The sequence below is a fragment of the Enterobacter cloacae complex sp. P17RS genome (assembly GCF_014895885.1).
In the GTDB taxonomy this organism is placed as follows: domain Bacteria; phylum Pseudomonadota; class Gammaproteobacteria; order Enterobacterales; family Enterobacteriaceae; genus Enterobacter; species Enterobacter bugandensis.
The window spans coordinates 1-15,781 of the sequence record NZ_JADBQK010000016.1 but is presented as its reverse complement, the minus strand read 5'-3'; the positions used below and the strand labels follow the sequence as shown (position 1 = coordinate 15,781).

The 15,781-nt window shown below is 53.3% G+C and carries 16 protein-coding genes, 1 tRNA gene and 1 pseudogene; 14 read left to right on the top strand and 4 right to left on the bottom strand.

Annotation, left to right across the window (positions count from 1 at the left end; all coding sequences use genetic code 11):
• Positions 1-2: 2 nt before the first annotated feature.
• The 12 genes and pseudogenes from IM265_RS13095 to IM265_RS13040 all read left to right on the top strand — a co-directional run bounded on the left by IM265_RS13095 (position 3) and on the right by IM265_RS13040 (position 9,434).
• Positions 3-521, top strand: coding sequence for a phage major tail tube protein (locus IM265_RS13095; RefSeq protein ID WP_023309235.1), 519 nt, complete (start codon positions 3-5; stop codon positions 519-521).
• A gap of 56 nt (positions 522-577) precedes the next feature.
• Positions 578-880, top strand: coding sequence for a phage tail assembly protein (locus IM265_RS13090; protein ID WP_041908050.1), 303 nt, complete (start codon positions 578-580; stop codon positions 878-880).
• Positions 881-912: 32 nt separating this feature from the next.
• Positions 913-1,032 carry a GpE family phage tail protein gene (locus IM265_RS13085; RefSeq protein ID WP_041908052.1) on the top strand — a complete coding sequence of 40 codons (120 nt, stop codon included), beginning with the start codon at positions 913-915 and terminating at the stop codon, positions 1,030-1,032.
• On the top strand, positions 1,025-3,304 hold the full coding sequence (locus IM265_RS13080) for a phage tail tape measure protein (protein WP_193031395.1): 2,280 nt from the start codon (positions 1,025-1,027) through the stop codon (positions 3,302-3,304). The genes IM265_RS13085 and IM265_RS13080 overlap by 8 nt, the downstream gene beginning before the upstream one ends.
• 11 nt (positions 3,305-3,315) lie before the next feature.
• Complete coding sequence (locus IM265_RS13075; RefSeq protein WP_041908056.1) at positions 3,316-3,780, top strand: phage tail protein; 465 nt, start codon at positions 3,316-3,318, stop codon at positions 3,778-3,780.
• Positions 3,777-4,925 carry a phage late control D family protein gene (locus IM265_RS13070; protein ID WP_193031396.1) on the top strand — a complete coding sequence of 383 codons (1,149 nt, stop codon included), beginning with the start codon at positions 3,777-3,779 and terminating at the stop codon, positions 4,923-4,925. Before IM265_RS13075 ends, IM265_RS13070 begins: the two co-directional genes overlap by 4 nt.
• Before the next feature lie 66 nt (positions 4,926-4,991).
• Positions 4,992-5,192 carry an ogr/Delta-like zinc finger family protein gene (locus IM265_RS13065; protein ID WP_045631357.1) on the top strand — a complete coding sequence of 67 codons (201 nt, stop codon included), beginning with the start codon at positions 4,992-4,994 and terminating at the stop codon, positions 5,190-5,192.
• 656 nt (positions 5,193-5,848) lie between these two features.
• Positions 5,849-6,136 (top strand): hypothetical protein, encoded by a 288-nt coding sequence (locus IM265_RS13060; protein WP_226839416.1) that lies wholly within the window; start codon positions 5,849-5,851, stop codon positions 6,134-6,136.
• A 264-nt stretch (positions 6,137-6,400) separates the two neighbouring features.
• On the top strand, positions 6,401-6,892 hold the full coding sequence (locus tag IM265_RS13055; RefSeq protein WP_193031397.1) for a hypothetical protein: 492 nt from the start codon (positions 6,401-6,403) through the stop codon (positions 6,890-6,892).
• Positions 6,893-7,654: 762 nt separating this feature from the next.
• Complete coding sequence (locus IM265_RS13050) at positions 7,655-7,960, top strand: major capsid protein (RefSeq protein ID WP_370551783.1); 306 nt, start codon at positions 7,655-7,657, stop codon at positions 7,958-7,960.
• 165 nt (positions 7,961-8,125) lie between these two features.
• Positions 8,126-8,641, top strand: a pseudogene (locus IM265_RS13045) (terminase small subunit).
• A 106-nt stretch (positions 8,642-8,747) separates the two neighbouring features.
• Complete coding sequence (locus tag IM265_RS13040; protein WP_193031398.1) at positions 8,748-9,434, top strand: hypothetical protein; 687 nt, start codon at positions 8,748-8,750, stop codon at positions 9,432-9,434.
• Positions 9,435-9,615: 181 nt separating this feature from the next.
• Here the strand turns inward: IM265_RS13040 and IM265_RS13035 are convergent.
• Positions 9,616-9,691, bottom strand: a tRNA-Ile gene (locus IM265_RS13035).
• A 124-nt stretch (positions 9,692-9,815) separates the two neighbouring features.
• Here IM265_RS13035 and mug point away from each other — a divergent pair.
• A complete protein-coding gene (mug, locus tag IM265_RS13030) occupies positions 9,816-10,322 on the top strand; it encodes a G/U mismatch-specific DNA glycosylase (RefSeq protein ID WP_023333460.1) in 507 nt (168 codons plus the stop codon).
• 101 nt (positions 10,323-10,423) lie between these two features.
• Here mug and rpoD read toward each other — a convergent pair whose 3' ends face one another.
• From rpoD to rpsU, 3 genes are all read right to left on the bottom strand, one after another.
• The gene (rpoD, locus tag IM265_RS13025) at positions 10,424-12,268 is read right to left on the bottom strand and encodes an RNA polymerase sigma factor RpoD (protein ID WP_028014473.1); all 1,845 of its coding nucleotides are present in this window, start codon (positions 12,266-12,268) and stop codon (positions 10,424-10,426) included.
• Between the two features lie 153 nt (positions 12,269-12,421).
• Entirely contained in the window at positions 12,422-14,167 is a 1,746-nt protein-coding gene (gene dnaG / locus IM265_RS13020) for a DNA primase (RefSeq protein ID WP_028014472.1), read from the bottom strand.
• 115 nt (positions 14,168-14,282) lie between these two features.
• Entirely contained in the window at positions 14,283-14,498 is a 216-nt protein-coding gene (gene rpsU / locus IM265_RS13015; protein WP_001144069.1) for a 30S ribosomal protein S21, read from the bottom strand.
• 236 nt (positions 14,499-14,734) lie between these two features.
• On the opposite strand from rpsU, the gene tsaD reads away from it, so the two are divergent.
• Positions 14,735-15,748, top strand: a complete 1,014-nt coding sequence (gene tsaD / locus IM265_RS13010) for a tRNA (adenosine(37)-N6)-threonylcarbamoyltransferase complex transferase subunit TsaD (RefSeq protein ID WP_047364618.1) — start codon at positions 14,735-14,737, stop codon at positions 15,746-15,748.
• The last annotated feature ends 33 nt before the right edge of the window (positions 15,749-15,781 follow it).

Genomic DNA, 15,781 nt, shown 5'->3' with positions numbered 1-15,781 from the left:
GCATGGCGTTACCACGCAAACTGAAATATCTGAATATGTTCAATGATGGCCTGAGCTACATGGGCGTTGTTGAGTCCGTCACCCTGCCGAAGCTTACCCGCAAGCTGGAGAAGTATCGCGGCGGCGGTATGCCTGGCTCGGTCTCTGTCGACCTCGGTCTGGACGATGATGCCCTGGCGCTGGAGTGGACCGTTGGCGGTCTGCCGGACGCCGCGCTGTGGGCGCAGTATGCCTCTCCGGGCGCGGACAGCGTGCCGCTGCGCTTTACCGGCTCTTATCAGCGCGATGACACGGGCGAAATCTCCGCCGTCGAAATCGTCATGCGCGGCCGTCATAAAGAGTTTGATGGCGGTGAAAACAAGCAGGGCGAGAGCGGCACCACCAAAATGTCCACCGAGTGCGCCTACTACCAGCTGACCATTGATGGCAAAGAGATCATCGAAATCGACATCATCAACATGGTGCTGAAAGTCGATGGCGTCGATCGCCTGGCAGAACACCGTAAGGCCATCGGCCTGTAACCCTTTAACCGGCCGGGATCGCCGGCCGGTAAGTTAACTTTGTGAAGAGTAACGAAATGGAAAATACCAACGAGATCGCCATGAACGAAAATCCACATATCGTCACGCTTGATAGCCCCGTTCAGCGCGGTGAGCAAAAAATTGAAAAGGTGACCGTTTCAAAACCGAATGCAGGGACCCTACGAGGGGTATCTCTGGCGTCGCTGGCGCAATCTGACGTAGATGCGCTGATCAAGGTGCTGCCGCGAATGACCTCGCCAGCCCTGACCGAGCATGAGGTTGCGCGCCTGGATGCCTGCGATCTGCTCTCTTTTGCTGGCAAGGTGATCGGTTTTTTGTCACCGGCTTCGGCTCGCTGAAATTTCCTGAAAATCTGTCGGTCGACGATCTGATGGCGGATATCGCGGTGATATTTCACTGGCCGCCGTCAGAGCTGTACACCCTGAGCGTGACCGAACTCCTCTTATGGCGCGAAAAAGCGCTGCAGCGAAGCGGAAACCACCATGAGTAATAATGTCAGACTTCAGGAATTGCTTAAGGCTGTCGACCGGGCAACCCGACCGCTTAACGCTCTCCATAACGCCAGCCTCACTCTCGCGAACGATATCCGCGATGCGCAGGTGGCGCTCGGGGCACTCGATGAGCAGGCGGGGCGTATCAACGGCTTCAGGAAAGCAAACGGCCAGCTCGCCATGACGGAGCAGTCCCTTGCTCAGGCGAAACAGCAGGCAGCGGCGCTGGCGGTGCAGTTTAAAAACACGCAAAACCCCACCCTGGAACAGGCTGATGCGCTGTCCGCGGCCCGAAAATCGGCAGCCGATCTTAAGCTTGAGTACAACAGCCTACGCTACTCGGTACAGCGTCAGCGTGCTGAGCTCGCGCGGGCGGGGATAAACACGCGCACGCTTTCGTCGGACGAGCGTCGTCTACGAACCAACATCAGCGAAAAAACGCAGCAGCTTAACCGGCAGCGGGATGCGCTGGCCCGCGTCAACCAGCAGCAGGAGCGGCTGAGTACCGTTCAGAACCGCTACGAGTCAGCCAAGCGCGCTATCTCGCGAGTCCAGCAACTGGCTAATGCGGGCGTGAGTATGGCAAAAGCGGGCTTTGACCAGACGTCCCGCTTTATGGCGCCAGGCATCAGTTTTGAAAAACAGATGTCTGCCATTCAGGCAAACCTTGGCCTGGAGAAGGGAGACCTCCGGCTTGAGGCCATTCGCCGGCAGGCACGGGAAGTTAGTGCTAGCACCGGAACGCCTGCGGATGCGGTCGTCCGGACACAGAGCGAACTGGCCCGTTCAGGCTATGACGCCGATGGAGTGCTTGCGGCCACTGTGCCAACGATCAACCTCAGTCAGGCGGGGAATATCGACGCTGCAAAAGCGGCCGATATTATCAGCAGCACGCAGGCCGCGTATAACCTGGCAGATGCAGATGCCGGACGCATCGCAGACGTGCTTACGCGCGGTTTTACCTCTTCGAATACCAGCCTCGCTGAGATGGTGGCGGCCGTCACCTCCGCTGCGCCCGCTGCGGATGCCGCCGGTATGGGGCTTGAAGAGACTTCTGCGCTGCTTGGCGTTCTGGCGGAAAAGGGGATGAAAGGTGCCGCCGCCGGGGACGCGCTCAGCGCGATGTTGCGCCATGTTCAGACTCCGGATGCCATAAAAGCCGCAGGGGCGCTGGTTTCCGCCGCGGGTGATGGATCGCTTGATGAAAAACGTAAGCAGCTGCAGGGGGCAAAGGGCAGTACCGCGCTCGCGGCTTCCGTTCAGACCGATAATCTTGACGGCGATATCAACCGATTCCAGGCCGCGTGGAGCGGGTTGAAGATTGACGTGTTCGATAAAGCAGATGGCGCTCTGCGCAACCTGATAACAACCGCAACCGGCTGGCTCAGCACGGCCTCCCTTTGGGTGAATGCCAACCCTGAGCTGACGCAGACCCTAGCCAGCATTGTTGTCGGCGCGCAGGCGTTTGCTGGCGTACTGGGCGGCGTAGGAACAGTTATCGCCCCGGTTCTGACGGGCGTCAATATGATCATCACCGCGGCCGGGATGATGGGAACGGTGTTCAGCGTAGTGGGCGGCGCCATCATGACGGTGCTGGGTGCCCTTAGCTGGCCGGTGATTGCCCTTGGCGCGGCGATTGCCGCCGGAGCCTTGCTGATTTTTAAATACTGGGAACCCATCAGCGCCTTCTTTGGCGGGGTGATGGAAGGGCTTTCGACGGCCTTCGCACCACTGGGGGCGATGTTCTCACCGGTGATAACGGTATTTGATGCTATCTCGGAGAAGCTGGGCGGTATCTGGCAATGGTTCACCGATTTGGTTGCGCCGATCAAGGCGACGCAGGAAACGCTGGATGGCTGTAAAAATGCTGGCGTGATTTTTGGGCAGGCGTTGGGCGATGCGTTAACGGCACCGCTTGATCTCTTTAACAGCCTGAGCGGCAAGGCCAGCTGGCTGCTGGAGAAACTCGGTCTTATCAAAAACGAGTCGGGGAATCTCGACTCCGCTGCGGCAAAAGCAGAAGCGGCAGCCTCTCCTGTGGGCAGCTCTTATATTCCGGGTACGGGGACCTATGGCGGTTACCAGGGGTATCAACCAACCATCGCCACAGGGGGACGCTCTTACGTCGATCAGAGTAAAAGCGAGTACAACATTACCCTGCAGGGAGGCACGGCCTCCGGAATGGATCTGACGCGTCAAATCCGGGAGGCAATAGAGAATAGTGAACGTGAACAAGCGAGACGGCAGCAATCCAGCTTTATGTCTGGTTGAGGAGAAAGAAAATGTTAATGGTGCTGGGTCTGTTTGTCTTTGAACGACGAACCTTACCGTATCAGACAATGCAGTTTACAAAGGACTACCGCTGGGCGTCCAACGATCGCATCGGGAAGCCCAAAGCCTGGCAATATCTTGGCGAAGGTGAGACCTCCTTTAGCCTCACCGGAGTACTTTACCCGGAGCTCACGGGAGGGCGGCTTTCTCTCAAGGCGGTTGAGCTGATGGCGAATGAAGGGCGGGCATGGCCGTTGATAGATGGTACCGGCATCATTCACGGCATGTTTATCATTGAGAAAGTCACGCACACGCATTCGGATTTTTACAGTGATGGTACCGCGCGAAAAATTGAATTTTCCCTGTCGCTAAAACGCGTGGACGAATCGCTGATGAAGATGTTTGGCGATCTGAGAACGCAGGCTGAAGAGCTGGTGACGAGCGCACGTAATAGCATTGGAGGGCTGGTGGGATGATCGCCGAGATGAATATCCGGGCGGGCGGCAAAATCGCCCCTGACTTTATGCTTAAGCTTAACGACCGTGATATCACGCAAAATTTCAGCCACCGCCTTATCAGTTTATCCATGACCGACAAACGTGGGCTGGAAGCCGATCAGCTGGATATTCAACTGGATGATTCCGATGGGCTGTTAGACCTGCCAGCCCGGGGAGCAACGCTCTCCTTATGGCTGGGGTGGGAGGGAGCTCCGCTCCAGCCGAAAGGGAGCTTCACGATCGACACAATTGAATTTCGGGGGGCGCCGGACACCCTGACCATTCGGGGATGCAGCGCGGATTTTCGTGGGAAGCTAAACGTGCGGCGCGAACAGTCGTGGCATGACACGACGATCGGCGCGATAGTCACTACTATCGCTCAGCGGAACCAGTTGACCACAAGCGTTGCGGCTGGGCTTTCATCCATTGCCATTTCTCATATTGACCAGTCTCAGGAGACTGACGCGGCGTTTCTCACCCGCCTGGCCGAACGCAATGGTGCATTTGTTTCCATCAAAGCCGGGAAGGTCATTTTCATGAAAGCGGGCCAGGCCGTGACGGCCAGTGGCACAGCGATTCCCTTAATGATGATTGAACGTGGGGATGGCGATCGGCACCTTTTCTCCGTCGCCGACCGTGAAAGTTATTCCGGCGTGACGGCCAAATGGCTGCAAACGCGCGATCCAAAACAGCAAAATCCTCAATTGAGTATTAATCGCCAGGTTGGGGGGCAGCCCACAGAGGTGCTACAGCATCCGGATGCCGCCGCGTCGGGAGCTAAAGGCATGGAGCCGAAGCCGCAAGAGAGGCTGGTGGGATCGGCGGAGAACGTGTTTGAGCTTGCTACGGTGTATGCGTCTGAAGAGCAGGCGCTCAGGGCTGCGGAGGCGAAGTGGCGCGCGCTTCAGCGGGGAACCGTGAAATTTTCTATCCAACTGGCGCTGGGGCGAGCCGATCTGTTTCCCGAAACGCCGGTGCTGGTTAACGGCTTTAAACGAGTCATTGACGAGCAGGCGTGGATCATCAGCGAAGTGGTTCATACGCTGAGCGGGAGTGGATTTACCACGCAGCTTAACCTTGAGCTGAACGTCACCGACGAAAAATTTTCTGTGGATAGAGAGTAATTCATTTGCCATTACGTTGTTTTTGAGTATTATTGATTCACATAAAGTGAATTAAACGGAGGGTATATGTTTCATTGTCCTAAGTGCAAGCATTCAGCGCATGCGCGTACCAGTCGCTATTTAAGTGAAAACACCAAAGAGCGCTATCATCAGTGCACCAATGTGGACTGCAGCTGTACGTTCGTGACGATGGAATCCGTGGAGCGTCTGATTGCAACTCCTGGCGCCTCTGAACGTGTCCGAACGGCTTCGATGAGCCACGGTTAACGGCGGTGCCACCGGCTCATAAAAAACCAATAAAAAAGCCACTCAATCGAGTGGCTTAATTCTTTGATTCTACATCTAAAATTTGGTGGCCCCTGCTGGACTTGAACCAGCGACCAAGCGATTATGAGTCAGGCGACCGGATTTAACCCATAAATCATTGATAATGAAAAACAAGCACTTAATGTATTGGTCTGACCATTTTGATTACCTAAAATGACCCATTATTACCCGTCTGCGGTATCCCCGAAGTATCCCCGGAATCCCGGACGCGACCAAACGATCATTTTAGGAAAGTGCTTTTAATGAACACCTTCAGGTTCACCAAAGCGGCCCTACTGGAGTTGCCGATCCCCGCTGAGGGGAAACGAGCAGAGTATGCCGATGCCGCGGTAAACGGCTTAAGACTGAGGATCACGTCTAACTGCACCCGTAGTTTTTGTGTTGTTCGAAAACGTGACGGAAAAATTTACCGGGTAACATTGGGGAAATTTCCCGATCTCACCATAGACTAGGCCAGAGAACTTGCTTTCCGCACGCTGGGTGAGGGCGGCGCAATTATCCTGACCTGCACCAAGATGAAGGATGCTGAGGAACCGCGGCCGGCAGCGTTTGATCTGAGGGAAGCGGAATTATTCACAGACCGCGACGGCGAGTTGGTGGCATCGATGGTGCTGCGCGACACGCCACGCGAACCTCAGGAACCCGATCCGGAGCTGGCAGAGGTTAAACACCTGACCGGGAACCATGCCGCGCTCTGGCAGTCTATCCGCAGCCGGAAAGCCAAAGGTGAACCTTGTAACCGTTCTGTCCTGCGTGACGACATGATCGCTTTACTGGGAGATAAGGCGCAAAAATCTTTCAGTAGATGGCTTGAGAAGCTGGTACGTGATGGGGTGATTGAAGTGGATGTAATGGGCGAAGTCACCCCTTTGAAATCCAAATAAGTGCGGCAAGATATGCGCGAGGTGGGATGGATAACATATGTAATTCGACAACATCACGCACCATACAACGTATACTTTGCTTCTCCCTTGCTCATAACGCATCATTGCTATTAACTCCTACTCACTCCAATCAAATCCAATCCAAAATAGTGTGTTAATCCTACAGATCTTTAAAGATCTTGTGTGTTGTGATCTTGCGCGGTTGGGATTGTTGTGCCATTATGACTATATGTTGAGCTCTGCTAGCTTAAGGAGGTTAGAGTTATGGACTTGTCCAAAGCTAACTTTTACAAATTTATAGACCAGTATGCTGAGATAACTGGGGCTTCACCAAGTACTGCAGGCAACGTTCGTAGCGTTTGCTATCTGGTCAAAGATTTAATATCTGATGATCAGCCAGCAGAGCATTGGGATACGGTCGATATTATCGATACTTACGTCATGTTCAATGGTATTGCAGATGATACTCATAAATCTTACATCAGTCGTTTTAACGGAGCTGTAGCAAAATTTATCGCTCATGAGAAAGGTGAAGACGTGACGGTTAAACAGCGCAGATCGCCAGTAAAAACTACGCAATCTCCTATGGCTATTGCAATGAGTAATGCTGCAAAAACGTTTGAATTGCCTATTCCGCTCCGTGAAGAGCTGATCGTTATGATTAGTAATCTGCCTCGTGATCTGACTAAAGACGAGGCGAAAAGAATCAGTAATATTGTCGAGTCGTTTGCCGTACCTAATTCAGCAAGCGACTAAACAAAAAAGCCCTGCTTTCCAGCAGGGCTTTAGGGGGAAGAAAACGGATTTTCTTCCAGAGCACAGGTTAACTGTAACTCTTTTGCGTGAGAACTTAAGAATAGCGGTTAACCGGGGCATACACAAGGCTGGATAGGATTACAGCTGTGTATATGAACAGGATAAACGTCATGGCTACTGGATATTGCCCACGTTGTGGTAATTCTTGTGAAGTTATTTTCCGAGCTAACAAGAAAGACCCGTCAGGCAAAGTCATTTACCCTAAACGTGGTAAAGTTTTTGTCATCCCTCTCTGCAATGTTTGCAGCTGAGAAGACCGCTAATCAAACCCAGCTTCGGCTGGGTTTTTTCGTATCGTTTACAACCCTCCTCATAGGTTCTCCCGGATGAAATGAAAACCACGGGACGGTAACAGCGTGGAAAAAAAACTAATTTTTCGGTTTTAAGCGACATCATCATCTGGCTAATTTATTGATTTTGTTAGTTGATAAATTTCGAAGATGATGATTTGTATAATTAGTGTTCACCATCATGGATAAAGAGCTCAAAAACCTGCGGCTAAATATCAATCAGATAGCAGCCTTGACTGATTTGCACCGTCAAACCGGCACCGCACGCCTCTCCGATGTGCCACTGAGCGCCAGCCGTAACGAGTAATTTTAACGCTGATGCACTATGACAAAGCGAAACCCCGCGCCCGTATTTTCACCCTGGCACACCCTGATTAGACTTTCTCCACTCTTAGCTTTGTGAGAAATAACAGTGGCAGAAATTATTCCCTACACTCCCTCAGAACTCATCTCCGTAATCACTACGGCGGATAAAACTAAAACCAACCTTTTCCTGAGCCTGTTCTTCCGTCAGGAAGTAACTTCACCGGCGCGTGATATCGCTCTCGACCTGATTGATTCCTCTGACGTGCCTATGGCGGCGTTCTGCTCGCCTATGGTTGGCAGCCGTGTAATGCGTGACAAAGGCTACGAGACTAAATCATTCACTCCGGGCTACCTCAAGCCAAAAAAGAGATCGACGTTTCGAAACTTGTCCCACGCTGGCCGAGCGAGGTGATGACTGATATGTCAGGCAACCCGCAGGTTTCCGCTATATACGACCTTTTTCTGAGAGGGGTGGTGGTGGTTTTGTTGTTGCTGTTAACATTATGATTTAAATGAATAATCCAGGTTAAATACAACAACCTGTACAAAAAATAACGTTAAAGAGATGTGAAAAAAGATGCAGCATTTACTTAACAAAAAAACGATGGCTAAAAGCTGTGATGTCAGCGTCAGCGCGTTTGATAAATGGGGCGTGGAGCCTGCCCGGCGATAAGGGCGTGAGGCGTTCTACGACGTGGCCAGTGTCCTGCGTAACCGTCTGCTGAATGCGCAGCTGCGCCAGGCGGAGCCGGAACCCGTGGACGCTGACGACGAGGAGCTGCTTAAGGCTCGGATCCGGCTGACTAACGCCCAGGCTGATATGCATGAGCTGAAGACCAAGCGTAAGAACGGGAAGGTTATCGACACGGAGTTTATCATCTGGGCGCTTTCCCGGCTGGCCGGGGAAATCTCCTCAATTCTGGACGGCCTGCCGCTGACCATGGACCGCGCTTTTCCGCAGATGCCAGATAACCAGCTCGAGAGGCTGCGCAAAGAAATAGCCAAAGCGTCGAACCGTGCCGCCGGAGTGGGCGAACGTCTGCCGGAGCTGGCTGCTGAATACATCGCTACGTATCAAAGTGAGCAAGCTTAAAGTGTGAACCAGCTTGCAGGTCACTGAAAATGTTAAGTTCGCTAGTTGCTATTTGAGAAAAAGACCATATTTATTGTAATGACTAGTCAATCATAAGGTAATGGAAATGGCCGGACAATTAGATGAAGCAGCAAAACAAATTTTGGGTACTCTTTTGGCTGATTTCACCGATAGGGGATTGACCGCTCAAGATTTAAAAAAGGGATATGAAGGGCCTAACATTGAAGCTTTGGCTACTGCGGTATGTAGTGTTGCAGATTTCACCTCTGTTGATTTTGAGGTTGCATTTGGAGACCTTGAAAAAGCAAAGATGATAAAAACGGGTCCGATGGCCATGTACGATAATGATAGGAATAGTTCTGTTATTATCATCGCCTCTTATAGCAAACGAGAATTTGTTTATTTAACTGAAGCCGGTTATAAGGAGTCAAGAAAGGCACCTAATCGGCCGCAAAAAGTTCAGCGGATAGTAAATAATCTGACAATTACTGGCGGGCAATTCACTAACACTCAACTCGGACAAGGTGAGACTGTTTCTCAATCGTTAAATATTTCTACTGCGTCTGATTCCGAAATCGTTGCGAAACTGGTTTCTATCCTTGAAGCTCAGGGGAAGCCTATTAATTCCAGTCAGCGCGGGGATATTGCGGCTGCTGTAGCTGCAGCTAACGAAGGAGATGGGAAGGAAGCGAAATCGTTACTGGCTAAGGTTTGTGGCCCTGTATGGGAATCAGTACAACCGGTTATGTGGCCGATCGTTGGTGAGTTAGTGAAAAGAAGCCTGGGTCTTTAAAGCCGTCAGATTTATTTAAGCCGCGTTTGCGGCTTTTTTTACGTTTAGGTTCTAGGGCGTCGCTAGAGCGACCAAGCGATTATGACCCATTGGTCACTAAGTTTACCTGTAGAAAGTATCCCCGAAGTATCCCCAAGAAAAGCGAAAGGGCCGGAGATTTCTCTTCAGCCCTTGCTGTATCTGGTGGCCCCTGCTGGACTTGAACCAGCGACCAAGCGATTATGAGTCGCCTGCTCTAACCACTGAGCTAAGGGGCCGTGGCGGTGAATTATAAAGTAACTCCCCGCAGCAATCCAGCCATTCACACCTGCCTGCTGTTTTTATAAACAACGCATTATCAATCCTTTATACTTCCATAACGACGTATCAGTGGGAGTAAAGATGATCAACGACATTCTGGCCCCTGGCCTGCGGGTGGTGTTTTGCGGAATCAACCCGGGAAAGTCCTCGGCGCACACCGGCTTTCACTTCGCCCATCCGGGCAATCGCTTCTGGAAGGTGATCTACCAGGCCGGGTTTACCGACAGGTTACTCAAGCCTGAAGAGGAGCAGCACCTGCTGGACACGCGCTGCGGCATAACCATGCTGGTCGAGCGGCCGACGGTACAGGCGAGCGAGGTCAACCTGCATGAACTGCGCAGCGGCGGGCGGGAGCTGGTGAAGAAGATTGAAGACTATCAGCCCGCCGCGCTGGCGATCCTCGGTAAGCAGGCCTACGAGCAGGCGTTCAGCCAGCGCGGGGCTAAGTGGGGTAAGCAGAGCATCACCATTGGCGTTACGCAGGTGTGGGTGTTGCCGAATCCTAGCGGGCTCAACAGAGCGACGCTGGATAAGCTGGTGGAGGCCTACAGGGAGCTGGATGAGGCGCTGATGGTGCGGGGGCTTTAGCTCCTTTGCTGCTTGATGCCCTTACCCTGGCCCTCTCCCGCAGGGAGAGGGAATAACAAAAAAAAAGCTCCCGATTGGGAGCTTTTTGCTGTTTACCAGGATTAGTCGTCCAGGAAGCTACGCAGCACTTCAGAGCGGCTTGGATGACGCAGCTTACGCAGCGCCTTCGCTTCGATCTGACGGATACGTTCGCGGGTCACGTCGAACTGTTTACCCACTTCTTCCAGCGTGTGGTCGGTGTTCATATCGATACCGAAACGCATACGCAGCACTTTCGCTTCACGGGCGGTCAGGCCAGCCAGAACGTCGTGCGTGGCGGCACGCAGGCTCTCGGTAGTAGCCGAGTCCAGCGGCAGCTCGAGGGTGGTATCCTCGATGAAATCCCCCAGATGCGAATCTTCATCATCACCGATCGGTGTTTCCATGGAGATTGGCTCTTTGGCAATCTTCAGCACTTTACGGATCTTGTCTTCCGGCATCAGCATGCGCTCGGCCAGCTCTTCCGGCGTCGGCTCGCGGCCCATCTCCTGCAGCATCTGGCGGGAGATACGGTTGAGCTTGTTGATGGTCTCAATCATATGAACCGGAATACGGATGGTGCGTGCCTGGTCCGCGATAGAGCGGGTGATCGCCTGACGGATCCACCATGTCGCGTAAGTAGAGAACTTATAACCACGACGGTATTCAAACTTATCTACCGCTTTCATCAGACCGATGTTGCCTTCCTGAATCAGATCCAGGAACTGCAGACCGCGGTTGGTGTATTTCTTAGCTATAGAGATAACCAGACGCAAGTTCGCCTCAACCATCTCTTTCTTCGCACGGCGCGCTTTCGCTTCACCGATGGACATACGACGGTTGATGTCTTTGACCTGCTCGATGGTCAGGCCGGTCTCTTCTTCAATTTGCTGCAGCTTCTGCAGACCGCGATAGACATCGTCCTTCACGTCGTGCAGTTTTTCAGACCACGGCTTGTTCATCGCAATAGCCGCGTTGAACCAGGTTTCGCTGGTTTCGTTGCCGGTGAAGAGGGTGATGAAGTTCTTCTTCGGCATTTTGCACTGCTCAACGCACAGCTTCATGATGATGCGTTCCTGGGTGCGTACGCGATCCATCATCACGCGCATGCTGTTTACCAGGTAGTCGAACTGTTTTGGCACCAGGCGGAACTGTTTGAACACTTCAGACAGCTTCAGGATCTCTTCCTGAGCGGCGGCATGGCTGCGGCCTTTCGCTTTGATGGTGTCACGCGTTACTTCGTACTGGGTACGCAGCTCGGCAAACTTCTCGCGCGCCAGTTCCGGGTCGATGCTGTTGTCATCGTCCGCGCTGTCGTCGTCTTCTTCCTCATCTTCATCTTCGTCGTCATCCATCTCTTCCTGAGACAGCTCAGAACCGACGTGAGTGGCGGTAGGCGCCATATCTTCTTCAGCGTTCGGGTCAACAAAACCGGTGATCAGGTCAGACAGGCGCGCTTCTTCCGCTTCAACGCGATCGTACTGCTCCAGCAGATAGGTAATCGCTTCCGGGTATTCGGCAACAGAGCACTGAACCTGGTTGATCCCGTCTTCGATGCGTTTTGCGATGTCAATTTCGCCTTCGCGGGTCAACAGTTCAACGGTACCCATTTCGCGCATGTACATGCGGACCGGGTCAGTGGTACGCCCGATTTCAGATTCCACGCTGGACAGGACCTGTGCAGCAGCTTCTTCCGCATCTTCGTCAGTGTTGTTGGAGGTTTCAGCCAGCAACAGATCATCGGCATCCGGTGCTTCTTCCATCACCTGAATGCCCATGTCATTGATCATTTGGATGATGTCTTCGATCTGGTCTGAATCGACGATATCTTCCGGCAGATGGTCATTGACCTCGGCATAGGTCAGATAGCCTTGCTCCTTACCGCGTTGGACAAGAAGTTTCAGCTGTGACTGCGGGTTTTGCTCCATAAGACGGTATCCACACTTAATTCGTTTGATTGGTGTCGGCGATGGTGCTGCCAACCTTTAAAGCGAGGGCGTACTTATATTTTTGCCGCTGCCTCTCAGTGCGGCTGCCGGGGGCTTCCCGATCGATATTCGGCACTTAAGCCGTTAAATTTTTTATTTCTTCGCCAGTTCCTGGTTAATCATCCAGAGCTCCCGGCGTTCTTCGCTGCTTAAGCCATGGGTGCGCTCGCGAGCTATCAACTCTTCCTGGCGCAACTCAAGCATCGAATCAAACATATGGTTGAGCGAGTCGGTGAACGTTTTTTCTGCAATTTCCTTATCTGCTATATCGTCCCACATCGACAGTTTTTCAAGGGTAGCGGCCTCTTTTGTGCCGCGATAATGCTCTAAAAGTTGTCCGGTGGTCAGACCTGGCTGAGACAAACAAGTGTTGACCAGTTCTGAAAATAAGCCAAGTCCGGGCAACTTTTCGTGGTTCAAACCCGCCAGCGACGGCACTTGCGGAGCAAGTTCGGGGTTTTGCACCAGTAACCCTATCAGTATACGCATGGTTGTGCGTTTTAGCTGAGGCGCGGGGCGAACCGTGCCGTTTTCAGCCTGTTTAGGCATTAAACGTTCAAGCTGGCTGTCATCCAGGATACCGAGCTTGTTGCCTAACTCCTGACGCAGATAGATGCGCAGCGTTTCGCCGGGCACCTGGCTGATTAACGGCAGCGCCAGGGTACTGAGCTGCGCGCGCCCGTCAGGGGTACTCAAATCCACCTGCGGCATCAGGCTGTTAAACAGAAACGTCGAGAGCGGCTGTGCCTGCTCCATCCGCGCTTCGAATGCCGCTTTGCCCTCTTTACGCACCAGCGTATCCGGGTCTTCACCGTCGGGCAGGAACATAAAGCGTAGCTGACGTCCGTCGGTCATATACGGCAGCGCGGTTTCCAGCGCTCGCCAGGCGGCGTCGCGTCCGGCTCGGTCACCGTCGTAACAGCAGATGACGTTGTTGGTCACCCTGAACAGCAGTTGAATATGATCGGCAGTGGTGGACGTACCTAACGACGCAACCGCGTAGTTAATGTCGTACTGCGCCAGCGCAACGACGTCCATATAGCCTTCGACGACCAGCAGACGCGGAGGTTCCGCATTGTCCTGCTGCGCCTCATAAAGACCGTACAACTGGCGGCCCTTATGGAAAATATCGGTTTCCGGAGAGTTGAGGTATTTCGGCAGGGCATCACCCAGCACGCGACCACCAAAACCAATTACCCGGCCACGCTTGTCGCGGATCGGGAACATCACCCGTTCACGGAAGCGGTCGTAGCTTCGTCCCTGGTCGTTAGTGACCAGCATGCCTGCGTCGATGAGGGATTTACGATCTTCGCTATTGCCGCCAAAACGCTTTAACACGTTGTCCCAGCCGGGCGGGGCGTAACCAATAGCGAAACGCGCAATCACATCGTCGCTCAGTCCGCGCTTGTTCAGATACTGACGCGCAGGCTCAGCCGCAGAGTGCTTAAGAGACTGTTGGTAAAACGAATTCAGGCCATCCATCAGTTGATACAGCGTTTGCCGCTGATGGCGCTCGATCTGACTTGGCCCACTGCCTGCTTCATACGGCACTTCAAGATTATGCATCGCCGCCAGTTCTTCGACGGTTTCAACGAACTCGAGCTTGTCGTAGTTCATTAAAAAATCGACGGCATTACCGTGTGCGCCACAGCCGAAGCAATGGTAAAACTGCTTTTCACCGTTTACGGTGAAGGAGGGGGTTTTTTCGTTATGGAACGGACAGCACGCATGGTAGTTCTTGCCCTGCTTTTTCAGCTTTACCCGCGCGTCGATGAGATCGACGATGTCGGTTCTGGCGAGCAGGTCATTGATGAAAACGCGTGGGATTCTTCCGGCCATATGCCCCAAAAATTTAAGCGACTTATAAACGAAAACAAGCCGCGCATTCCTTCCGGAAGCACGGCCTTACGACTACTACTCTGTCTGTCAATTGAGGGCGTTGGCCCTCAACAGATTAGTACAGACGAGTACGGCGTGCGTTTTCGCGAGCCAGTTTCTTCGCGTGACGTTTCACAGCGGAAGCTTTAGCGCGCTTACGTTCGGTCGTTGGTTTTTCATAAAACTCACGACGACGAACTTCAGCCAGAACACCTGCTTTCTCGCATGAACGTTTGAAGCGACGCAGTGCTACGTCGAACGGCTCGTTTTCACGTACTTTAATTACCGGCATGTAACTCTCACCTTTAATAAATTCGGTTTGCCGCTGGCATCAACGCCAGCTTATTTCAAAATGGTGCGGAATTTTACTGCAAATGCTGCTGCTTTGTAAAGCACCGATGCGATTTTGAAAGGGACTTTAATAAGGGTGAGGAGTATACACGAGCCTTCTTCCTGGGGCGAACAAAGTTTTACATCAACCCGCCCAGGCTCTACACTGCGCGGTATTGAAACGAGGTAAAACAAGTCATGCGTGTACTGGGTATTGAAACATCCTGCGATGAAACCGGCATCGCCATTTACGACGACGAAAAAGGGCTTCTGGCCAACCAGCTGTATAGTCAGGTGAAATTGCACGCTGACTACGGCGGCGTCGTACCTGAACTGGCCTCTCGTGACCACGTGCGTAAAACGGTTCCCCTGATTCAGGCGGCGCTGAAAGAGGCCGGATTAAGCTCAACCGATATTGACGCCGTAGCCTATACCGCCGGTCCGGGCCTGGTCGGCGCGCTGCTGGTCGGCGCAACGGTGGGGCGTTCGCTGGCCTTCGCGTGGGACGTTCCCGCCATTCCGGTTCACCACATGGAAGGGCATCTTCTGGCACCGATGCTGGAAGAGAATCCGCCCGAATTCCCGTTCGTGGCGCTGCTGGTCTCCGGTGGGCATACCCAGCTGATTAGCGTAACGGGTATTGGCAAGTACGAGCTGCTGGGCGAGTCGATCGATGACGCCGCCGGTGAAGCCTTCGATAAAACCGCCAAGCTGCTGGGCCTGGACTACCCTGGCGGCCCGATGCTCTCTAAAATGGCGTCGCAGGGAACGGAAGGGCGCTTTGTCTTCCCGCGCCCGATGACCGACCGTCCGGGGCTGGATTTCAGCTTCTCCGGGCTGAAAACCTTCGCGGCGAATACTATCCGCAATAACGACAACGACGAGCAGACCCGCGCCGATATCGCCCGCGCGTTTGAAGACGCGGTGGTGGATACGCTGATGATCAAGTGCAAGCGTGCGCTGGATCAGACCGGGTTTAAGCGCCTGGTGATGGCGGGCGGCGTCAGCGCCAACCGCACGCTGCGTGCGAAGCTTGCGGAAATGATGCAAAAGCGTCGCGGGGAAGTGTTCTACGCGCGTCCGGAATTCTGTACCGATAACGGGGCGATGATCGCTTACGCCGGTATGGTGCGCCTGAATGCGGGGGCAACGTCCGACCTGAGCGTGTCCGTGCGTCCGCGCTGGCCGCTGGCGGAACTGCCTGAGGCGTAACCCCCTCACCCTAACCCTCTCCCCTGTACGGTC

Bases quoted from the DNA above. Each gene is read 5' to 3' on its own strand.
- IM265_RS13065 (WP_045631357.1), top strand. From the start codon at position 4,992: ATGTTTCATTGTCCTAAGTGCAAGCATTCAGCGCATGCGCGTACCAGT.
- IM265_RS13090 (WP_041908050.1), top strand. From the start codon at position 578: ATGGAAAATACCAACGAGATCGCCATGAACGAAAATCCACATATCGTC.
- rpsU (WP_001144069.1), bottom strand. From the start codon at position 14,498: ATGCCGGTAATTAAAGTACGTGAAAACGAGCCGTTCGACGTAGCACTG.
- IM265_RS13040 (WP_193031398.1), top strand. From the start codon at position 8,748: ATGGCCGGACAATTAGATGAAGCAGCAAAACAAATTTTGGGTACTCTT.
- dnaG (WP_028014472.1), bottom strand. From the start codon at position 14,167: ATGGCCGGAAGAATCCCACGCGTTTTCATCAATGACCTGCTCGCCAGA.
- IM265_RS13095 (WP_023309235.1), top strand. From the start codon at position 3: ATGGCGTTACCACGCAAACTGAAATATCTGAATATGTTCAATGATGGC.
- IM265_RS13070 (WP_193031396.1), top strand. From the start codon at position 3,777: ATGATCGCCGAGATGAATATCCGGGCGGGCGGCAAAATCGCCCCTGAC.
- mug (WP_023333460.1), top strand. From the start codon at position 9,816: ATGATCAACGACATTCTGGCCCCTGGCCTGCGGGTGGTGTTTTGCGGA.
- IM265_RS13055 (WP_193031397.1), top strand. From the start codon at position 6,401: ATGGACTTGTCCAAAGCTAACTTTTACAAATTTATAGACCAGTATGCT.
- IM265_RS13080 (WP_193031395.1), top strand. From the start codon at position 1,025: ATGAGTAATAATGTCAGACTTCAGGAATTGCTTAAGGCTGTCGACCGG.
- IM265_RS13085 (WP_041908052.1), top strand. From the start codon at position 913: ATGGCGGATATCGCGGTGATATTTCACTGGCCGCCGTCAGAGCTGTAC.
- IM265_RS13075 (WP_041908056.1), top strand. From the start codon at position 3,316: ATGTTAATGGTGCTGGGTCTGTTTGTCTTTGAACGACGAACCTTACCG.
- tsaD (WP_047364618.1), top strand. From the start codon at position 14,735: ATGCGTGTACTGGGTATTGAAACATCCTGCGATGAAACCGGCATCGCC.
- rpoD (WP_028014473.1), bottom strand. From the start codon at position 12,268: ATGGAGCAAAACCCGCAGTCACAGCTGAAACTTCTTGTCCAACGCGGT.